Origin of the sequence: Anaerotalea alkaliphila, assembly GCF_010179735.1 — a bacterium.
In the GTDB taxonomy this organism is placed as follows: Bacteria; Bacillota; Clostridia; order Lachnospirales; family Vallitaleaceae; genus Anaerotalea; species Anaerotalea alkaliphila.
Genome location: NZ_JAAEEH010000008.1, coordinates 1 through 20,091 on the forward strand (window position 1 = coordinate 1; position 20,091 = coordinate 20,091).

17 protein-coding genes are annotated in these 20,091 nt (G+C 59.7%); 12 read left to right on the top strand and 5 right to left on the bottom strand.

From position 1 onward, the window contains the following. Positions 1 to 1,820: glycogen/starch/alpha-glucan phosphorylase (locus tag GXN74_RS04200; protein ID WP_162369678.1), on the top strand; the 1,820-nt coding region annotated here is incomplete at its 5' end. A gap of 65 nt (positions 1,821 to 1,885) precedes the next feature. On the opposite strand, the gene GXN74_RS04205 is transcribed toward GXN74_RS04200, so the two are convergent. Continuing rightward, positions 1,886 to 3,064 carry a Gfo/Idh/MocA family protein gene (locus tag GXN74_RS04205; protein WP_162369679.1) on the bottom strand — a complete coding sequence of 393 codons (1,179 nt, stop codon included), beginning with the start codon at positions 3,062 to 3,064 and terminating at the stop codon, positions 1,886 to 1,888. 169 nt (positions 3,065 to 3,233) lie between these two features. Here GXN74_RS04205 and GXN74_RS04210 point away from each other — a divergent pair, with 169 nt between their 5' ends. Beyond that, a complete protein-coding gene (locus GXN74_RS04210) occupies positions 3,234 to 4,070 on the top strand; it encodes a helix-turn-helix domain-containing protein (protein ID WP_162369680.1) in 837 nt (278 codons plus the stop codon). A 100-nt stretch (positions 4,071 to 4,170) separates the two neighbouring features. On the opposite strand, the gene GXN74_RS04215 is transcribed toward GXN74_RS04210, so the two are convergent. Continuing rightward, positions 4,171 to 6,705, bottom strand: coding sequence for a hypothetical protein (locus tag GXN74_RS04215; RefSeq protein WP_162369681.1), 2,535 nt, complete (start codon positions 6,703 to 6,705; stop codon positions 4,171 to 4,173). A gap of 151 nt (positions 6,706 to 6,856) precedes the next feature. Between GXN74_RS04215 and GXN74_RS04220 the strand changes: the two genes are divergently transcribed. Then, positions 6,857 to 7,717 (top strand): hypothetical protein, encoded by an 861-nt coding sequence (locus GXN74_RS04220; protein WP_162369682.1) that lies wholly within the window; start codon positions 6,857 to 6,859, stop codon positions 7,715 to 7,717. Positions 7,718 to 7,721: 4 nt separating this feature from the next. Here GXN74_RS04220 and GXN74_RS04225 read toward each other — a convergent pair whose 3' ends face one another. Beyond that, positions 7,722 to 8,261, bottom strand: a complete 540-nt coding sequence (locus GXN74_RS04225) for a TetR/AcrR family transcriptional regulator (RefSeq protein WP_162369683.1) — start codon at positions 8,259 to 8,261, stop codon at positions 7,722 to 7,724. Then, the gene (locus tag GXN74_RS04230; RefSeq protein ID WP_162369684.1) at positions 8,254 to 9,663 is read right to left on the bottom strand and encodes an MATE family efflux transporter; all 1,410 of its coding nucleotides are present in this window, start codon (positions 9,661 to 9,663) and stop codon (positions 8,254 to 8,256) included. Before GXN74_RS04230 ends, GXN74_RS04225 begins: the two co-directional genes overlap by 8 nt. A gap of 232 nt (positions 9,664 to 9,895) precedes the next feature. Between GXN74_RS04230 and GXN74_RS04235 the strand changes: the two genes are divergently transcribed. Beyond that, on the top strand, positions 9,896 to 10,558 hold the full coding sequence (locus tag GXN74_RS04235; protein ID WP_162369685.1) for a DUF6198 family protein: 663 nt from the start codon (positions 9,896 to 9,898) through the stop codon (positions 10,556 to 10,558). Positions 10,559 to 10,659: 101 nt separating this feature from the next. On the opposite strand, the gene GXN74_RS04240 is transcribed toward GXN74_RS04235, so the two are convergent. After that, a complete protein-coding gene (locus tag GXN74_RS04240; protein WP_162369686.1) occupies positions 10,660 to 11,595 on the bottom strand; it encodes an ArsR/SmtB family transcription factor in 936 nt (311 codons plus the stop codon). A gap of 348 nt (positions 11,596 to 11,943) precedes the next feature. Here GXN74_RS04240 and GXN74_RS04245 point away from each other — a divergent pair, with 348 nt between their 5' ends. The 8 genes from GXN74_RS04245 (at position 11,944) to rfbB (ending at position 20,016) form a co-directional block, all read left to right on the top strand. Next, entirely contained in the window at positions 11,944 to 13,230 is a 1,287-nt protein-coding gene (locus tag GXN74_RS04245) for an extracellular solute-binding protein (RefSeq protein WP_162369687.1), read from the top strand. A 177-nt stretch (positions 13,231 to 13,407) separates the two neighbouring features. After that, positions 13,408 to 14,190: a carbohydrate ABC transporter permease gene (locus GXN74_RS04250; RefSeq protein ID WP_212505700.1), complete on the top strand. Its 783-nt coding sequence runs from the start codon at positions 13,408 to 13,410 to the stop codon at positions 14,188 to 14,190. A gap of 1 nt (position 14,191) precedes the next feature. Then, positions 14,192 to 15,013 carry a carbohydrate ABC transporter permease gene (locus GXN74_RS04255; RefSeq protein ID WP_246208590.1) on the top strand — a complete coding sequence of 274 codons (822 nt, stop codon included), beginning with the start codon at positions 14,192 to 14,194 and terminating at the stop codon, positions 15,011 to 15,013. A 22-nt stretch (positions 15,014 to 15,035) separates the two neighbouring features. Continuing rightward, positions 15,036 to 16,814, top strand: a complete 1,779-nt coding sequence (locus GXN74_RS04260) for a sugar-binding domain-containing protein (RefSeq protein WP_162369689.1) — start codon at positions 15,036 to 15,038, stop codon at positions 16,812 to 16,814. Positions 16,815 to 16,850: 36 nt separating this feature from the next. Then, positions 16,851 to 17,909 (top strand): aldose epimerase family protein, encoded by a 1,059-nt coding sequence (locus GXN74_RS04265; protein WP_212505701.1) that lies wholly within the window; start codon positions 16,851 to 16,853, stop codon positions 17,907 to 17,909. 152 nt (positions 17,910 to 18,061) lie between these two features. After that, the gene (locus tag GXN74_RS04270) at positions 18,062 to 18,688 is read left to right on the top strand and encodes a Uma2 family endonuclease (RefSeq protein WP_162369690.1); all 627 of its coding nucleotides are present in this window, start codon (positions 18,062 to 18,064) and stop codon (positions 18,686 to 18,688) included. 86 nt (positions 18,689 to 18,774) lie between these two features. Further along, positions 18,775 to 18,951 carry a hypothetical protein gene (locus GXN74_RS04275; protein ID WP_162369691.1) on the top strand — a complete coding sequence of 59 codons (177 nt, stop codon included), beginning with the start codon at positions 18,775 to 18,777 and terminating at the stop codon, positions 18,949 to 18,951. A gap of 93 nt (positions 18,952 to 19,044) precedes the next feature. Continuing rightward, positions 19,045 to 20,016, top strand: coding sequence for a dTDP-glucose 4,6-dehydratase (gene rfbB, locus GXN74_RS04280; protein ID WP_246208584.1), 972 nt, complete (start codon positions 19,045 to 19,047; stop codon positions 20,014 to 20,016). Positions 20,017 to 20,091 lie beyond the last annotated feature (75 nt).

Below are 20,091 nucleotides of genomic sequence, written 5' to 3' on the forward strand. Positions count from 1 at the left end.
CCTACGACCTGCCCATCGTGGGCTACGACAACAACACGGTGAACACCCTGCGCCTGTGGGACGCGGAGGCCGTACAGAGCTTCGACCTGGGCTCCTTCGACCGGGGGGACTACCAGAAAGCGGTGGAACAGCAGAACCTGGCGAAGACCATCGTGGAGGTGCTCTACCCCAACGACAACCACCACCAGGGGAAGGAGCTTAGGCTGAAGCAGCAGTACTTCTTCATCTCCGCCACGGTGCAGCAGGTGGTGGGAAAATTCAAGCGGAAATACGGGGACGTTTCCCGGCTCCACGAGAAGGTGGCCTTCCACATCAACGACACCCACCCGTCCCTGACCATCCCGGAACTGATGCGGGTGCTCCTGGACGAGGAGGGGATGGCCTGGGGGGAGGCCTGGGCCATCGTGACCCGGACCTGCGGCTACACCAACCACACCATCATGTCGGAGGCCCTGGAGAAGTGGCCCATCGACCTGTTCAGCCGGCTGCTCCCCAGGATCTACCAGATCATCGTGGAAATCAACCGCCGGTTCTGCGCGGACATCGCGGACCGGTTCGGCTGCGGGGACGAAAGGATCCACCGGATGGCCATCCTGGCGGACGGCCAGGTGAAGATGGCCTGGCTCTGCATCGCAGGAAGCCATTCGGTGAACGGGGTGGCCAGGCTCCATACGGACATCCTGGTCAACGAGGAGCTGAAGGACTTCCATGCGCTGTACCCCAAGAAGTTCAACAACAAGACCAACGGCATCACCCAGCGGCGCTTCCTGCTCCACGCAAATCCCCTGCTGGCGGACTGGGTCACCCGGAAGGTGGGGGGCGGCTGGATCACGGACCTCCCCCAAATCAAGGGGATCGCACCCCTGGCGGACGACCCGGGGGCACAGAAGGAATTCATGGAAATCAAGCAGGAAAACAAGGTGCGCCTGGCCCGGTACATCAAGGAGCACAACGGGATCGACGTGGACCCCCGGTCCATCTTCGACGTCCAGGTGAAACGCCTCCACGAGTACAAGCGCCAGCTGATGGACGTGCTCCATGTGATGCACCTCTACAACGAGCTCAAGGAGAATCCGGACCTGGACAGGGTCCCCAGGACCTTCATCTTCGGAGCAAAGGCGGCTCCCGGATACCGGAGGGCCAAGCTGGTCATCAAGCTGATCAACAACGTGGCCCAGGTGGTCAACAACGACCCGGACATCGGGGGCAAGCTGAAGGTGGTCTTCATCGAGAACTACCGGGTCTCCAACGCGGAGATCATCTTCGCCGCGGCGGACGTGAGCGAGCAGATTTCCACGGCCAGCAAGGAGGCTTCCGGAACGGGCAACATGAAGTTCATGCTGAACGGGGCCGTCACCATCGGCACCCTGGATGGTGCCAACATCGAAATTGCAGAGGAGGTGGGCAGCGAGAACTGCTTCATCTTCGGCATGACGGCGCCGGAAGTCCTCCGGCTCCAGAGGGAGAGGAGCTACAACCCCTGGGACATCCACAACAGCAACCCGGCCGTCCGGAAGGTGGCCACACAGCTCATCGACGGGACCTTCGCCCCCGGGAATCCGGAGCTGTTCAGGGAGATCTACGATTCCCTCCTGAACGGCGGCGGAGAGCCGGCGGACCAGTATTTCATCCTGCAGGACTTCGACGCCTATGCCCAGGCCCACAGGGAAGTGGACCTGGCCTACAGGGACCGGGCGAGGTGGGCCAGGATGGCCATGCTGAACACGGCTTCGGCGGGCAAGTTCTCCTCGGACAGGACCATCGAGGAGTACGCCCGGGAGATCTGGAGGCTGGAAAAGGTCCCTGTGGAGATGGAATAGCACAGGAACAGGAAAAAAAGACCAGGGTGCAGTTCGAACCGAACTGCACCCTGGTCTTTTGAATTTCACTCGTACTTCACCCAAACCGAACCTTGCTCCGCCGACTTCACGCAGTTGGCGATCCAACGGACGCCTTCCAATCCCCCGTCGATGGAAGGATAGACCAGGTCCTTGAGCAGCTCCTCGTCGCCCCGGTTCTTGGCGTCCATGGCGATGGCGAACTTCAGGTAGATGTTCGCCCAGGATTCGGACAGTCCCTCCACATGCAGCGCCCCCAAACGTTCGTCGTCCTTGGCGATGCCGTCCAGATAATCCGTTCCCCGGTACAGGATCTGCCCCGGTTGTCCCTGGACCTCATGGCGCAGTTCCGTGGGGTACGCGTCCCACCATTCAAGGCTTGCCTTGGTTCCCACGATGCGGATCCTCTGGCCGGTCATGCAGCCGGCGTTGACAGCCGAAACCCACATGGTGCCGACGGCCCCGTTTTCATAATGCATCATGACATGGGCATTGTCCTCCAGCGGCGCCCTGGTTCCCACGAAGCTTTGGCGGTCGCAGAGAAGCTCCTTGATCCGCATGTCCGGAAGGATGAGGTTCGACATGTAATAGGTATGGGTGGACAGATCCCCAAGGACGAAGGAGGGGCCGGCGACGGCCGGGTCCACCCGCCACTTCTGGGACTCGTTCGTCTTGTCGCCGGTCGGGTCGCAGCCATAGCCGTGGGTGTACTGCAAGTTGACGATGGTGACGTCGCCGATGGCCCCGGCGGCGACCATGGCCCGCATCTGCAGCAGCATGGACTGGCCGGAAAATCCATAGGTCACACCCAGGATCCTGCCCTTTTCCTCGGCCAGGGCCTTGATCTCCTCGGCCTCCTCGACCTTGAAGAACAGGGGTTTTTCACAGATAACATGCAGGCCGGCGTTCAGGGCGGCCTTGGTGATTTCATAATGGGTCCCGTTGGGGGTGGCGATGGTGACGGCCTCGACGCCGTCCGGGCGTTTCGCCTCTTCGGCGAACAGGCTCTTGTAGTCGGGATAGCACCTCTCGGCCGCCACCCCGATGTTCACGCCGAAATCCCGTCCGCGCGCAAAATCCATGTCGAACGCGCCGGCGACCAACTGGAATGCGGTGTTGTCCCGCAGGGCGCCCGTCCGATGCTTGTAACCCACCTGGCTTGTGCGTCCGCCTCCGACCATCGCCCAGCGCAGGGGCCTTTCGATTCTTCTTTCACCGTTGATCATGATGGAATCCTCCTTTGGATGTTGAAAATTGTCCTTTGTTGATTTATGATAATGTCACGACTGTCTTTCTGTAGTCATCATATCAAATGCGGTACAGAATGTCATTGCCATCAAATGACCAGAAATCATCAAAAATTGACTTACACAATCAAAGGAAGGTGATCCGTACGTGCAAGTGAAAGACCCGGGGGTCCTCCCCGATTCCCGCATCTATTTCTACGAGCCCACCGCCTTCGCCCGCGAGAACTGCTGCATGGTCCCCACGGCAGGCAGGTATCATTGCGACGAGGCCTACGCGCTGTCCCGGAGCGGCCTGGAAACCTTTCTGCTGCTCCTGGTGGACGAGGGTGAGCTTTCGGTCGGCTACCAGAACCGGGAACAGCTGGTGCGTGCCGACACCCTGGTCCTGATCGACGGCCGCAGGTTCCATGGATACCGCTCCATGGGCAAGGTGCGGTTCCGGTGGCTGCACTTCGACGGCGGCAACAGCCAGGCCTACCATGCCTTCCTGACCGAACGGTTCGGCCATGTCTATCCCGGATGCAGCCTGGTGGATGTGGACCGGTATGTGGAACAGGTGCTGTTCCAGATGGAGGGCCCGTCCCCCAACGAGCATCTGATTTCCGCGGCCATGCATGGAGTCTTGTCCGCCCTGACCAGTTTCCATGAGACGACCAAGAGTCCCACGGAGGTCGCCTGCAAGCAAGCCGCTTTTCACCTGGAGACCCATTACCGGGAGCAGGTCGACCTGAAAGGGTTGGCATCGGTGGTCTCCCTCAACCACCAGTACCTGCTCCGGCAGTTCAAAAGGCATTTCGGCACCACGCCCCACGATTACCTCAACCGCCTGCGGGTCAAGGCGGCCAAGCAGCTGCTGCTGCACACCTCCGACAGCGTGGAGTCCATCGCCTTCCAGTGCGGTTTCAGCAGCGCCTCCCATTTCATCCGGGTCTTCGGAACCATGACCTCCACCACGCCCCACCAGTTCCGCAAGATCAAATACTGACGGCGACGCCTGGGGAGGTGGTTCCAAAGGAAAAAGGAAAGGCCATGCGGTCGCATGGCCTTTCCTTGATTGCTTTCCTCCTGCAGGCGCCCGGCGCCCCTCACCAGGTCCAGTCGTCCCCCAGCCGGTGGAGGGTCCCCTGGAGGCTGGCCCCCCGCTGGCGCATCCGTTCATTGACGCCGGCCAGGGTGATGAGCAGGATGCCTGCTGTCAGCAGGTAGGTCCACCAGGCCAGGGACAGCCAGAAGGCCCGGGTGAGGTAGAGGGAGAGCCCCAGAAGGACGACCACGGCCAGGAGGAACCAGCGCTTCCGCTTCCGGTAGAAGGCGTAGAGCAGGAGCAGGAAGGCGCTGACCCCCACGATCAGTGCATCCGTGGGATGCAGGTAGGCAAAGGAGTCCCTGGCCAGCACCCCGTAGCTGTAGACGGCGGCGGCATAGGCCAGGAGGGAGGTGGTCCTTTCGGCGCCCTTCCAGAGGACCATCCGGTACAGGGCGGCCAGCAGGAGCAGGGGAAGCAGGTCCAGCTCGGTCCGCAGCAGCTCGGGGAAGACCAGGAAGGGCTGGTTCCACCAGGCACCCGCAAGGCTTGCGGCCACCAGGGAGAGGACCAGGTCGTCCGCCCTCCGGTGGGAAAGGCGACCCCGGAACCCGGCGAAATACAGGGCCAGGAAGAGCCAGCCCAGGAAGAGCCAACCCTTGCCCTCCAGGGTGAAGGTCAGGAGGGGGGAGAGCAACGAGGCCAAGGCGAACACGTCCGTGCGTCGGACCTTCCGGCCCTCGGCCATCCGGACCTCCCGGAAAGCGGGAAAGAGCAACCGTCCGGCGCCCGCCAGGAGGCCGTAGAGCAGGACCAGGAGGGTGAAGGCCTCTGCGGGCCTGTACATGCCCAGGTGCTCCAGGAACTTGAAGGCCAGGGGATAGAAGAGCAGCAGGGGCAGGAGGCTCCAGTTCCCGTGCCGGCTCCGGTGGAGGGAGGCGCAGCCCAGGCCCGCCAGGGCCGAAGTGAAGACCACGTAGCCCGCGACCGGAGGGGGGCCCTCCAGGTATCCAAGGACGGCCAGGAGGGCCAGCAGGTTCAGGGCCAGGATGTTCAGGTGGTCCAGGGGACGGTAGGAAAGGCGGAAACCCAGAACGAACAGGAGCATGGAGACGGTTCCGGTCCCCAGGAGCCGGTAGGACCAATGGACCTGGGGAAAAAGGTGTCCTGCGGTGAGGGCCAGGGAGAGGAGGAAAGCGCCTCCGGCCCCCAGGAACATGGCCTCCCGGGGGATGTGCAGGGATAGGCCTGTCCCCGGCTTCCCGTTCAGGAGCCACTGGACGGCCCAGTAGAGGCCGAAAAGCCAGAGGAAGCCGGGAGTGAAGGTATCTCCGTAGAAGGGGGTGTCCCCGGAGAAGGCCGGCAAGGCAAGCACCAGGTTCGCCAGGGCGAAGGGGGCCTCGTACCGCCTCCATGCCGGTTCCTTTAGGGACCGGGCCAGGCCCAGGATCCCCAGGGCCGCCACCAGGACGGCGAAGAGGAGGAGCAGGTGGGGCTCCAGGGAGGCCGGGACCAGCCTGCGAAGGGGGAGCAGGGGCAGGAACAGGACGAAGGGTAGGAGCGCCGCATAAGCCCGCTGCAGGTGCCGGTCCCCTTCCCTCCAGGAGAGGATCCCCAGGAAGAGGGTGAAGAGCAGGTTGGCGGCCAGGAGGTGCGTGTCCGCCATTTGGCCGGCCGGGGTGTTCCAGGTCCCCGCACCTCCCAGGAGAAGGAGGGAGAGGCCGGTCCCCAGGACGGTGTCGACCAGATGGAAGGTCCGCCCGAAGCGCTGGAAGGGGCCCAAGGGGAGCAGCAGGAGGAGGCTGTAGAGGACGAAGGCAAGCAGCACCGTCTCCGGCTGGGGGGTGGAGTGCCTGGCCAGGCTCAGGACCGCAAGGGAGGCGCATGCGCAGGCAAGCCAGGCCAGGAGCCGGACCGAAAAGCGCCGGGCGCCCCAGGCGGAGGCGGCCCCCAGCAGCAGGAAGCAGGCGGTCCCCAGGAGGAAACGGCCTTCCCCCTCCAGGGAGAGCCAGGGGCCGAAGAGCTGGAAATACCCTGCCGCCAGGATGGCGATGGGCAGGAAGAAGCTTCCCAGGGCGTGGAAGGCGATGGCTGTTGCCTTCAGTCCCAGCTTCTCCATGGCCACCAGGGAGGCGCCGAAGAAGACGAACACCAGCCCCAGGATGATGCCGGTCTTGCCCAGGCTGGACAGGCGGGTCCAGGTGGTCGTGGCGAAGATCAGGCCCGCAAGGACCACGAACAGGACCCCCAGGAGCAGAAGGATGTTGGCGTAGCTGACCGGCTGCCGAACCCTTGGGGCCGGCGCCTGAACCGGCGCGGCAGGTCCCGGCTGGAGAAGGTCCTGGTGCATCATCTCCTCCAGCTGCGTCGGACCGGCGGCTGCCGGTGGGGGGACGGCTGTCCCGGCGGCCCTCCACTCCTCGGCGTTCAGCCGGCCTTCGCCGTAGAGCCCCCAAAGGGTGCGGCGCAACCGGTCCGCCTCCGCCTCCAGCTCTCGGATGCGGCCGTTCAGTTTGGACAGGCGGACGATCAGGTAGATGGGCAGGAGCAGCCAGAGCAGGATGGGCAGGAGCATGGTAATCAGAAACAAGAACATGGGAATCACCTCCACCTCCATCTTAGCACCTTTTTCCCCGGTTTACATCCTTTTTTCCGGGGAGGGGCGTGGCCTGCCCCTTGCGGCGGCGCGGCCTAAGAAGCTATAATGGAGGGGAGGGCGAGTCCGACAGGAAGACGGGAGGCAAGGCATGAGACACAAGGGAATCATCACAACTTTGGTATGCGTACTGGTGGTCCTATCCGGGATTGCGGCGGCGGCGGGAATCTTTTCGGACGGGGGTCCGGGGACCTATCCCCACGAGACCATCCGGGGAGGGACGGTGGAAATCTACGGGAAGGGCGTCTACAGGCACATGCCTGCGGAAGTGGCGATCCAGGGGATCGCCCAGGATTGGGTGACCCTGCTGGTGGGGATCCCACTGCTGGTCCTGGGGTTGGGCTGGGCCTGGAAGGGCTCCCTGAAGGGCCGTCTGGTGCTGGCCGGGACCCTGGGCTACTTTCTGGTGACCTACCTTTTCTATCTGATGATGGCCATGTACAACGCGCTTTTCCTGGTGTATGTGGTCCTGCTGGGGGCCTCCTTTTTCGCCCTGGCCCTGGTCCTGCTTTCCTTCGACCTGGACCGGCTGGAGCTTGGGTTCGGGAGGAAGCCGCCGGTGGGGCTGGCGGGGGGCTTCCTGATCGTGAACAGCGTGAACATCGGCCTGCTGTGGCTGTCCGTGGTGGTGCCGCCCCTTCTGGACGGCAGCCTTTACCCGAAGGACCTGGGGCATTCCACCACCCTGGTGGTACAGGGGCTGGACCTGGCCCTGCTGCTTCCCCTGTCCTTCCTGGCGGGGGCGCTGCTGCTGGCCAGGAACCGGCTGGGCTTCCTGTTGGGGCCGGTATATCTGGTGTTCCTGTGCATCCTCATGGGGGCGCTGACGGCCAAGGTGGCGGCCATCGGCCTGGGGGGCGGGAACATCATCCCGGCGGTGTTCCTGATTCCGGGGACCCTGCTGGTGGGGGTGGCGGCCTGCGTCCGGCTGTTTGGAAGCCTGGAAGGATAGGGCCTTAGGGCACCAGACGCAGGAGGAGCTCCTCCTCCCGGGGCCCGAAGGGCCTGTCCCCGATGATGGTGTCCAGGAGGACCGCCAAGGTCCAGCGGGCCAAAGTGGGGGCATCCTCCGCCTGTCCGGGGGGGAGGATGTCCTTCAGGACCCGGGCCAGGGCGGCAGTGACGGCTTCCTTGATTTCGTCGAAGGCGCAGCCCTGGTCCCCCATCCGTTCCCGGAAGCCCAGGACCTCCCGGCCCAGGCCCTTCCGGTCCCACATGTCTTCCAGGAGGATCCGGGCGATGGACAGGATCCTCTTTCGGCCGTCTCCGTCCCGTTCAGCTTCCGTGCGGACCTTTTCGACGGTCCTGGCCCAGCTGGCCTTGAAGAGCTCCTGGAGCAGCAGGTCCCGGGAGGGGAAGTAGTTGTAGAGGGTGCCTACGGCCACCCCAAGGCGGGAGGCGATCCCCCGCATGGAGCAGGCCGCAAGGCCCTCCTCCCGGACCAGCGCCCCTGCCGTCTCCAATATTTCCTCCGGGCGGATGACTTTCCTACGCATGCCCCACCGCCTGTTCCATCGGCTTGTCCGTCCGGAATGGTCCGGGACGGCTGTCCATCTCCAGGGACAGCCTGTCCTTGGCCATATAAGGAAGGAAGAGGGAAAGGGTCAGGAGGAAGGTGAGGGTGTCCGCGATGGCCTGGGCCCCCAATATCCCGTCGGTCCCCAGGTGCAGGGGTGCCAGGAAGATGGCCGGGATGTAGAAGAGCCCCTGCCGGGCCACCGAGAGGAGGAGGGATTCCAGTCCCTTGCCCAAGGCCTGGTAGAAGATGCCGATGGTGTTGGTGACGGCCATGAGGACGATGGCGGCAGCCAGCATCCGCAGGCCCCGGACGCCATAGGCGGTCACCGCCTCCGAGGCCTTGAAGATGCCCAGGAACCATTCCCCGAAGAGGAACATCCCCAGACTGGAGATCCCGGCCACCCCGGCGCCGGCCAGCAGGGTGTAGCGCAGGGCCTCCAGGACCCGGGGCTTGTTGCCGGCGCCGAAATTGTAGCCCACCACCGGTTGGAAACCCTGGCCGATCCCCAGGATCACATACATGGGGAGCATCCCCGCCTTGGAGACGATGCCCACCGCCGCCAGCAGTTCGTTGCCGCCGTGGAGGACCGCGCCGTTGTTCAGGAAGCCGATGGAGACGCTGAAGAGCATCTGCCGGAGGAAGGTGGGGACGCCCACCTTCATGATTTCCCCGAAGAGCTCCCGGTTGGGGGCCCAATGCCGGAGGCCGATCCGGATGACGGAGCGGCCCTTCCGGTAATGGGACAACTGGATGAGGAAGGTCACCCCTTGGGAAAGGGTGGTGGCCAGGGCGGCGCCGCCGATGCCCCAGCCGAAGCCGAAGATGAACAAAGGGTCCAGGAACACGTTCAGGATGGAGCCGACCCCCATGCCCACCATGGCGAGCTTGGCGCTGCCTTCGGAGCGGAGCAGGTTGTTCAGGGTCATGTTGCCCATGGCGAAGGTGCTTCCCAGAAGGATATGGAAGCCGTAGGCCTTGGCCTCCTCCAGGACGGCGCCCCTAGCCCCGAAGAGTTCCAGGACACCCTCCATCCGCCAGAGGCAGAGGAGGGTGAAGAGGATGCCGAAGCCTACCGCGCTGAAGAGGGAGACCGAGGCGGCGGCGTCCGCCTTTTTCAGGTCGCTTTGGCCCAGGAGCCTGGAGAGGTAGCTTCCGCCTCCGATGCCGAAGGCCAGCCCGAAGGCGGAGGTGAGCATCATGAGGGGCATCACCACCTGGGTGGCGCTGGTGGCGTCCGTGCCCAGCCAGGCCACGAACATGGTGTCCACCACGTTGTAGATGGCCATGACGAGCATGCCCCCGATGGCGGGGAGGGACATCTGGTTGATCGCTTTGGATATGGGTGCGTCCTTGAGTAGGGAAAGGCGTTTGTCTGCCATGGTTGACCTCCTGGTTGCAAGTGGATGGTGCTGCGGGTGGATGTTGTCCGTCAATTATAGATGAACAGCGTTCATATTGTCAACGGGGGAAATGGGGGGCTTGGGGAAGAGGGCAATTTTTCCCAGGAAAAGGGCAATTTTGGAGGGTGGACAAGGGAGCGGAATTTCCTGTATAATGTATACAAAAAAGAAAGGCTGCGGGTTCCATGGCGTGGCTGGAAGGATGGAAAGCATGAAGGAGAGCATCAAAGATAGAAAGGGCAACCCCTGGGCCCGGATGGGCCTCTACCTGGCGGGGCTGACCCTGCTGGCCCTGGGGGTCGTGATGAACACGAAGACCAACCTGGGGGTGTCGGCCATCAATTCCGTGCCCTACGCCCTGTCCGTCCTGACAGGCAAGTCCCTGGGACTGACCACCATCTTCGTCTTCTCGGCCTATGTGGGGGTCCAGTTCCTGATCCGGAAGGAGGAAAAGGTCCCTTGGCTGCTGCTCCAGGTCCCCTTCACCCTTCTCTTCGGGCAAATCGTCAACCTGTTCAACGGACTGCTGCAGCTGGAGGCCCGGTCCCTGGGGGCGGGGCTGCTCCTGCTGGGGGTGGCCATCCCCGTTTCGGCTCTGGGGATCTACCTGACCATCCAGGCGGGGATCGTGCCCCTTTCCCCGGACAGCCTGACGGACATGCTGGCCAAGAGGCAGGGAAAGAGCTTCGGCTTCGTGAAGAACATCTTCGACATCCTGTCCATCCTGTTGGCGGTGGCCCTGTCCCTGGCCTTCGCCGGCGGGATCATCGGCATCGGCTGGGGCACCCTGGCTTCGGCGTTGCTGATCGGACGGGTGATCGTCCTCTTCGAGAAGGCCCTGCAGGGGCATGTGGCGAAGCTGCTCTACAGCTGAGCGGCGCCTTTTCCAGCCTGGGCATCAGGTTCCTGCAACAAAAAACAGACGGCACTGTGGTCCACAGTGCCGTCTGTTTTTTGTTGGGTTTCCTAGGGTGCCTATTCGTGCAACTGGTAGTCGAGCTTCATCAGGATGTCCTGGTCGTGGTCGCCGAAACCGCTGCCGAACAGGTTGATTCCGCCTTTGTGTTCTGCTTCCTCCTTGATGCCGATCCGCAGGGTGATCCCGGGCTGCTTCAGGTCAAGGGTGTCTATGGTCTGCTGGGACACCAGGACGTCGTCGATGAAGGTGCCTGCCTGGTTGATGCTGATGTTCAGCAGATGGCCGTATTGCGTGAAGAAGGTTTTGTTCCACAGGTAGGATTTCAGTTTGCCCTTCCTGTCACCGAAGTCGCCTGGGGAAGTCCAAGTGCCGACCTCCCTGTCGTTGATCCAAAAGGTGATGTCGGAAGGCCAGTCCATCTCGTAGTTCGGCGCCTCGGAGCAGATTTCCATGGAAAAGCCGATTCCGTGCAGCTCGATGTTCTGGAACCGGTAGGTGTTGTTGGGGAAGCGGTATTCGACATGGCCCGTGCGGAACCAAATGTGCCTGGCATCCGTATGCGCCGGTTCGAAAAAGGCGCTTGGAAGGTCCTCGGAGCCGATCGTTCCGGTGGAACCGATGAGGCCGCAGGTTGGTGTGGCGATGCAGTTGGAAAAATGCCCCACAGGCATGTTGACCTCGATGGTTTTCCTGGATGCGAACAAGGGATAGCGTGCATCCAGATTGATGAAGATGTCTGCGTAGTTCTTGGTGCATACCCGCTTGGTGCCTCTTGTGGCGGTATGGAGGTCCGTGATGATCAAGCCCGATTCCTCCAGGACCTTCACGTTTGCCGCTATGGTCGAGACGGAGGTGTTCAGGTTTTCCGCAATCTGGACAATGGACAGGTTCTTGTCGGAAATCTGCTGGAGGATCCTGATCCTCAATGGAGTTGAAAGGGCGTTGCAAAGCGCGGAAAGCTGGTCCACGTTTTCGAGGGTTAAATGCAGCATGGCATAGCTCCTTGTTGTTGGCCGATTGATTGAAGCATATTTATTGTTTTAGTATACACCAGATGGAATGAAAACGAAAGCCAGGAATTATGTTGCACAAACAATGAAATGAAACATAAAATATGCAACAAACTATTGACTTGCAGAGGAAAAAGTTGTATAATTTGGCTCATAAAGAGAGTTTGGTGCGCGCCCAAGTCTTCTTTGAAACCGTAATAATGTAATGAATGCCAGGAATTTTGCGGAAAAAGTTTCGAAAGGGGTGTTGCCGTGATGGAGTTGAAAATGGGCTGCAGGCGGCGAGATGGGAAACAGGTAAAGACAAAAACCAAGGTAAGGAGAAACGAGATGGCCAAGAGGAATTTAGCGGTATCGGGGATTGTGCTTTTATTGATGGTTTCGATTCTTTCCGTGGGTTGCGGCAAAACCCAAACGGACAACGGGTCTGGAAATGGAGGAACAGGGGGAGCTGCAACGGGAGAGTTGGTGTTTTGGGCGCCCTTCGGCGGCGGCGATTATGAATTCATGAAGCAGATCGTTGATGCGTACAATGCAACCGCTCCGGACTTCACCGTGGAGCTGGTGTCCAGGGAATGGGGGACCTACTACCAGGGTCTGAACAGCGCATTGATCGCTTCAAGCGGTCCGGATTTCTTCATCGCCCACCAATCCAAATTGGCGGAACTGATCCCTACGGAAAAGCTGCAGGATGTCAGGCAAATCGAATCGGATGTCGATTGGTCCACCTATATGGAAGCGCAGGTGGATGCCGTCACATTCGAGGGGGTCCAATATGCGGTGCCTCTGGATACGCATGCGATGGTCCTGTTCTACAACAAGGACATTCTGGAAAGAGCAGGCGTGTCGGAACAGGATTTGAGCGGCGTGAACGGTATTGAAGGCTGGAATGCCATCCTGGACAAGATTTCGAAGGTCGTGTCCGCCGATGAACACGTGTTGGACATCGCCAACTCCGGAGCCAATACGGTACAGCAATTCTGGGCCTGGTATGTGTTGAACGCACAGGCCGGCGGCAGCTATATCGAAGGCGACGAGGCGGTGCTGAACGGGGAAGCGGGCGTCCAAGCGATGGACATCATGAACGGCTGGGCCGCCGAAGGGTACCTTAAGAAAGGGATCGATGACGCCTCCAGCTACGACATCTTCAAATCCGGCAAGGCGGCATTGAATTTCACAGGGGTTTGGGCAACAGGAAATTATGAGACAAATCCGGACTTGAATTTCGGCGTCATGCCCATACCGGCCATTGCAGGGGAGCAGAAGACCTGGGGGGATTCGCACACGTTTGCGATACCGACCTATATCGACGGAAACCGGAAGGAAGCCGCCCTTGCCTTTGTGGATTGGGCCAACGAGAATGCCGTGACATGGGCCAAGGCGGGGCATGTTCCGGTGAAGAAGACGGTCCTTGCGTCCGAGGAATACCTGGCCATGCCTTACAGGTCCGACTACATGGAAGTCCTCAACCAGGTGGAATACTATCCTGTGACGGACATGCTGGGAGCGGCCAATGATTTGGCCATGATCAAGATCAACGAGTCGTTCTTGGGTAAATATGCTGCCAAGGAAGCTCTGGACAAGGCAAAAGAAGAGATCGACAATCTGCTCCGGTAGTTTTGGGAAATTGCTACGGTGACAGGACTCTTCGATTGCAGATGGGAGGCGGCTCGTTTGAGCGCAAAAAAAATAAAATCCAGTTATACCAGTTGGAAGACGGCGGGAATTTTCATGCTGCCGTTCATGTTGATGTATGGTTTGTTTACACTGTATCCATTGTTCAATGGGATTTTCATGAGCCTAAGGGGAGGCAGGCTTGGCCGGCCCCAGGAATTCGTGGGCTTGGCGAACTATGCGGCGCTGTTCAAGGACAGCTATTTCTATGAGGCATTCGGGAACACGTTCCTTTTCGTGTTCGTTTCGACCCCGATCATCGTCCTCTTGGGTTTGGTTTTCGCGCTGGTTTCCAATTCGAAACACAGGGGTGCAAAAGTCGTCAAGATTGCGGCGTTCCTTCCCTATATCCTTTCCATATCCGTAATCACCAGCATATGGGTTTACACGTTCAAGCCGTATATCGGATTCCTGAACAGCTATCTGATCAGATTGGGTGTGGTCGGGGATCAGGTGCTTTGGTTCGACCGTGCCCCCTTGGCCTGGGCCACCATCATCATCGCCACGACCTGGTGGACGGTGGGGTTCAACACCATCCTGTTCATCGCCGGACTGCAGGAGATACCGGATGAGCTGTATGAGGCATCCTCCATCGACGGCGCGACCAAATGGCAGCAGCTGAAATACATCACGCTGCCTTCCCTGAAGGGGGTGACGGTCATGATCGTACTGCTGCAGATCATCGCATCGTTCAAGATATTCGGGCAGCCTTTCCTGATGACAGGCGGGGGACCGGGGACGTCCACGCGCCCGCTGGTCCAATACATTTATGAAAAAGGGTTCAAGGATTGGAACGCAGGGTACGCGTCGGCGATGTCGTACATGCTGCTGCTGGTCATCATCGTAGTGGCGTTCGTCTACAACAAGGTGACGTCCAATGATGGAGGTGGAAAAGGTGCGTAAGATGAAGAACATCAAGCCTGGAACGGTTGTCATACCGGTATTGATCTGGATCATGATCGCCATCATGCTGATCCCCATGGTTTGGATGCTGCTGGTTTCCTTCAAGCCGTATGAATCCAACGTTACGGATTTCATGGTCATGCTCACAACGAAATTCACCATGGAAAATTTCCTGAAGATACTGGACACGTCCCGGATGGGGCGCTGGATCTTCAACAGCTTCCTCATCGCTGCGGTGCAGTCGCTGGTGGGCATCCTGTTGGCGTCGCTGGCGGCATTCGCGCTGTCGGTGATAGAGTTCAAGGGCAAAAAGGTCGTTTTCTTCATCATCCTCGCAGGGCTGATGGTCCCTGTGGAAGCGCTGATCATGCCGCTGTTTTCGCTGATCATCTCCTTGGATTGGATGAACACCTACGCCGGCCTCATCATGCCCGGATTGGCCATGCCCTTGGCGGTCATCATATTCAAACAGTTTTACGATGGGGTTCCGAGGGAATTGATCGAGGCGGCGAACATGGATGGAGCCCATATTTTCTGGGTGTGGAGAAAGATCTTCCTGCCCCTTTCCGGAAACACGACGGCGGCCCTTATGATCTTCCTTTTCATTCAATCCTGGAACAATTTCCTTTGGCCGATGCTTGTGGGAACGGACTCCTCCATGATGACGCTGACCGTAGCGCTGCCTGTTTTCCAGAGCACGTTTTCTACGGATGTCACCATGCCCATGACAGCAAATGTGATTGCCAGCGTTCCGGCATTGATCGTGTTCCTGGTGTTCCAGAAGCAGATCGTCAAGGGAATCGCCATGACGGGAATAAAATGATTGCTATGGAAGGGATTATCATATGAAAATCAATCGCGAGCGTTTAGAGCATCCGAATCCGCAGTTTGTGCGGAAGAAGTGGTGGGATTTGTGCGGAACATGGGATTTCGCATTCGACTTCGAGGAATGCGGGATCAAGGAGAGATGGTTTGACGGCAGGGAGTTTCCGGAGAAGATCCAAGTGCCATTCGTCTACCAAAGCAGCCTGTCGGGGGTTGCGGCGGAACAGGATTGTGAAGTGGTCTGGTACAAAAGGGAATTTGGAGCCGACAAGAAAGATGGAAAAAGGCTGCTGCTGCATTTTGAGGCCGTGGACTACTTGGCGACGGTCTGGATCAACGGAAATTTCGTGGGGAGACATGAGGGAGGCTTTGTGCCCTTCGTGCTGGACATCACAGAATTCGCGGCGACGGGTGAAAACACGGTCGTGGTGCGGGTGGAGGACAGGACCTCGTGCAGGCAGCCGTTGGGAAAACAATCCTGGAAAAGCGAAAACTTCCTGTGCTGGTACACAAGGACGACCGGCATCTGGAGGGACGTGTGGATGGAGGAAGTGCCGGAAACCTACATCGGTGAATTCTATGTGACACCCGACCTGGGCCATTCCTGCGTGGAGATCGAGGCCTACATCAGCGAAGCCGACAAGGAAGGCGAGCTGACGGTGGAGGTCCGCTTTGGGGAGGAGCTGGTCAACCGGGTGGTCCAAAAGGTGAAGGACGGCAAGTGCCGGATGGTCCTTGACGTGAGCTCGAACAACCCCGATTTCCGGGTTGAATGTTGGAGTCCGGAAACCCCCCATCTGTATGAACTGAAACTGAGGTACAAGGACCTTGAAAACGAAGACGAGGTGGAAAGCTATTTCGGCATGAGGAGGATCCATGCGGAAAATGGTGCAATCTATCTGAACAACAAGGAATTCTACCAGAAACTGGTTCTGAACCAAGGATACTATGGGGATGGATTGATGACGCCCCCTTCCGTGGACTGGCTGGTGGAGGATGTGGAGAAGATGAAAGCGTTCGGCTTCAATGGAGTCCGGATGCATCAAAAAATCGAAGACAACCGGTTCGCTTATCTATGCGACTGCTGCGGTCTTGTCATGTGGGCTGAAATGCCCAGCACCTACGCCTTCGACAGGCTGGCTGGGGAACGGGTCATGCATGAGGTCGGGAAACTGGTCAAGAAGCACTACAACAACCCCTCCGTCATCGTATGGACCCTGTTCAACGAATCCTGGGGTGTGAACGAAATCCTGGAGGACAAAAGGCAGCAGAATTTCGTGGATTCTCTCTTCCAGTTCGTGAAAAGCATGGACTCCACGAGGCTGGTCATCGGGAACGACGGATGGGAGCATGCCCGCACGGACATCCTCTCCATCCATGATTATTCCTATGATTCCCCCTACAACGAGCGGTATGGGAAGCTTGGGGGACATGCCAACGGCGTCCTGTCGAAGACAAGCCTGCGGAAAAATTATGCCGACGGATATGCCTACCAAGGGGAGCCGGTGATCATCAGCGAATGCGGAGGGATTGCGTTCGCTGGAGAGGTTGATGCCCTGGACAGCTGGGGGTATGGGGACCGTCCCAAGGATGCGGCGGAAGTCATCGCACGGTTCGAACGGGTCATCAAAGGAATCGCATCCTTCGAAAGCGTCTGCGGGTTCTGCTATACCCAATTGACGGATGTGGAGCAGGAAATAAACGGGCTGCTGGACCATGGGCACAACTACAAATTCGAGCCTGGAAAGATACGCGAAATCCTGGATTCCAGCAAGAAGGGCGGATTCAAATTCGCATGAGCCCTTGGGGATCCATCGGATGCGAGGAGAAGAGGAATGGGAATTGAACGGATGCCGTTTGGCAAGACAGCGGACGGGAAGGAAGTCAGCCGGTTCAAACTGACGAATGCGGCTGGAGCGTATGTCCAGATCATAAATTACGGAGGGATCATAACGGCCATCAACCTGCCGGACCGGGAAGGAAGGCTGGGGGATGTGGTCCTCGGATATGACAGTCTGGAGGAGTATGTCCAGGACAGAAACTATTTCGGCGCCATCATCGGCCGTACCGCCAACAGGACGGAAAACGCATGCTTCGAACTGGAAGGCGTGGAATACAAACTCGGAAAAAACGAGGGGAACAACCATCTTCACGGAGGTGTAGCCGGTTTCAACAAAGCGTTATGGGACGCCGAAATGGTCGGGTCAAAGGATGGGGAGAGCCTGCTGCTGTCCTACCTTGGCAAGGATGGAGAAGAGGGCTATCCCGGCAATCTCCAGGCAAGGGTGCGGTACACGTTCACGGACAAAAACGAGCTCGTGATGGAATACGGTGCCATAAGCGACAGGGACACGGTGGTCAACCTTACAAACCACTCCTACTTCAACCTTTCGGGACACCAATCGGGAAGTGTTTTGGGACACAAGCTCATGATCTGCGGCGACCGGTTCACCCCGATCGACAGCGCCCTCATCCCTTCCGGGGAAATCAGGAGCGTTGCAGGGACCCCCATGGACTTCATGGAATTGACGGCAATCGGCGCTAGGATCGGCTGGGACGACGGGCAGCTGCTCCATGCCGGGGGCTATGACCACAACTGGATATTGGGGAACGGCGGGAAGGTTCCAGAAAAAGCCGCGGAAGTCGTCGACGAGACCAGCGGACGGGTTCTGGAGGTGTTTACGACAAAACCTGGAATCCAGTTCTATTCCGGGAATTTTCTGGACAGCGTATTGGGGAAAGAGGGTGCCCTCTATGGAAAAAGAAGCGGCTTCTGTCTGGAAACCCAATATTTTCCGAATTCGATGAAGCACAAGCATTTCCCTTCGCCCGTACTGAAAGCGGGGGAGGAATACCGTTCCACCACAATCTACCGGTTCTCTGTGGTTGCATGAAAGCTGCAAGGAAGGTGCCAGGCACTGTGAACGGATGTTCACAGTGCCTGGCACCTTCCTTATGAACGGAACGCTTGTTCTGTCGTGTCCGTTGTGGTACAATGGAACGGAAGGTTGGGGATTTTTTTGACCGGACAGGAGGGGGAGGCAGTATGGGCGTCTGCACGAGGAAGTTTAGGACCAATCTGGGGAATGGCCTGAAAATGTTGCTGGAAGGTTCCGGGTCCTATGGCCTGGGTGCCAAAGAGGAGGCATACGTCGCCTTCCTGGAGGCCTATGCCTCCACCCGGGACAGCCTGGAGTATGTGGACGGCAAGGTCTACGCATCGCCGCCTCCCGGCCACATCCACCAGCGGGTGCTGATGCGGGTCATCCACAGGCTCTTGGACCGCTTCCGGGGAGAGGCATGCCAGGCATACGCAGCCCCCTACGACGTGTATTTCGAGGACCTTCCGGAGAAGGCCTGCGTCCGGCCCGACGCGTTCGTCATGTGCGACCCGTGGAACATCCGGGAAGGGAAGTACAGCGGCGTCCCCGCCCTGGTGGTGGAGGTAGCCACGACGGTGACCAGGACCAGGGACCTGCGGGTGAAGCTGGACCTGTACCGGAGGCAGGGGGTGGCGGAGTACCTGGTGGTGGATCCGGAAATGGAGACGGTGCACTACTGGCACTTCCGGGAGCGGGAGTTGGTGGGGCAGGCGCGGCTTGGGGCGGGGCAGACATTTTGTTCCCGGCGGTTCCCTGGGCTGGAGATTCCCCTGGAGGAACTGTTCCGATAGGGAAGGACGGTTGGGGAGACAAATTCCTGCGCCTTGTGGTATAATGGAGGTAGGGAAAAGACCAAGCCGCCCAGGAGGTGAAGGATATGGAAGCAGGAATCAGCATCGAGGAAATGATGGAAGACCTGACCGCATATTTTGAAGCTGCGGGCTACGAGGACTATTTCGAAAAGGAACTGCGGGACAAGTCCAAGGACGAAATCGTGGACCTGTACAGGAGGATCTTTCTGGAGGAAGAGCCGGACAGCGGCATCGAGCTGTAAAGGGAGGTGCCAGGCGCTGGGAACATCCGTTCCCGGCGCCTGGCACCTTTTGTTGCGCAAACACCAGACAAAAACTTGAAGGAGGTGGTAGCCATGATGAAATGCATCCTGGTGACCGGAGGGGCGGGGTTCATCGGGAGCCACTTCGTGGAATGGATGCTGGCGCGGGATTCCAAGGTCCGTGTGGTCAACCTGGACGCGCTGACCTACGCCGGCAGCCTGGGGAACCTGCAGGGCGTGCTGGGGCATCCCAGGCACATCTTCCTCAAGGGGGACATCCGGGACAAAGGGATGGTGGAAGAGGTCTTCAACCTCCACCAGGTGGACCAGGTGGTGAACCTGGCGGCCCAGTCCCATGTGGACAGGAGCATCCAGGACCCTTCGGAATTCGTGTCCACCAACGTGCTGGGAACCCAGGTCCTGCTGGATGCCGCCCTGAAGGCCTGGCGCCTGCCGGGGTCCGGGCCGGGGGACCGGAGCTTCCGGGAGGGGGTCCGGTTCCTCCAGGTCTCCACCGACGAGGTGTACGGGGCCATCCGGGAAGGCAGGTTCACAGAGGAGAGCCCCTTGGCCCCCAACAGCCCCTACGCGGCCTCCAAGGCCGGGGCGGACCTGCTGGTCCGGGCTTACAGCCAGACCTACGGGCTGCCGGTGAACGTCACCCGCTGCAGCAACAACTACGGCCCCCGGCAGCATCCGGAGAAGCTGATCCCCCGCATGGCGGAGCTGGCCCTGGCGGGCCGCCCCCTGCCGGTCTACGGGGACGGCCTCCAGGTCCGGGACTGGCTCCATGTCCGGGACCACTGCGCCGCCCTATCCCTGGTACTGGAGCGGGGAAATCCGGGGGAGGTCTACAACATCGGAGGGGACAACGAGCAGACCAACCTGGAGATCGTGGGAAGGATCCTCCGGATCCAGGGAAGGCCCAGGGACCTGGTCGTCCATGTGGAGGACAGGCTGGGGCACGACCGCCGCTACGCGGTGGACCACGGAAAGATCACAAGGGAGCTGGGGTGGAGGCCCACGGTGGAATTCACCCAGGGGTTGGAGGAAACGGTGCGGTAGAAGGTGCCAGACACTGTGAACGGATGTTCACAGTGCCTGGCACTTTTTTTCACCTCCCCTTGATACGGAGTTAAC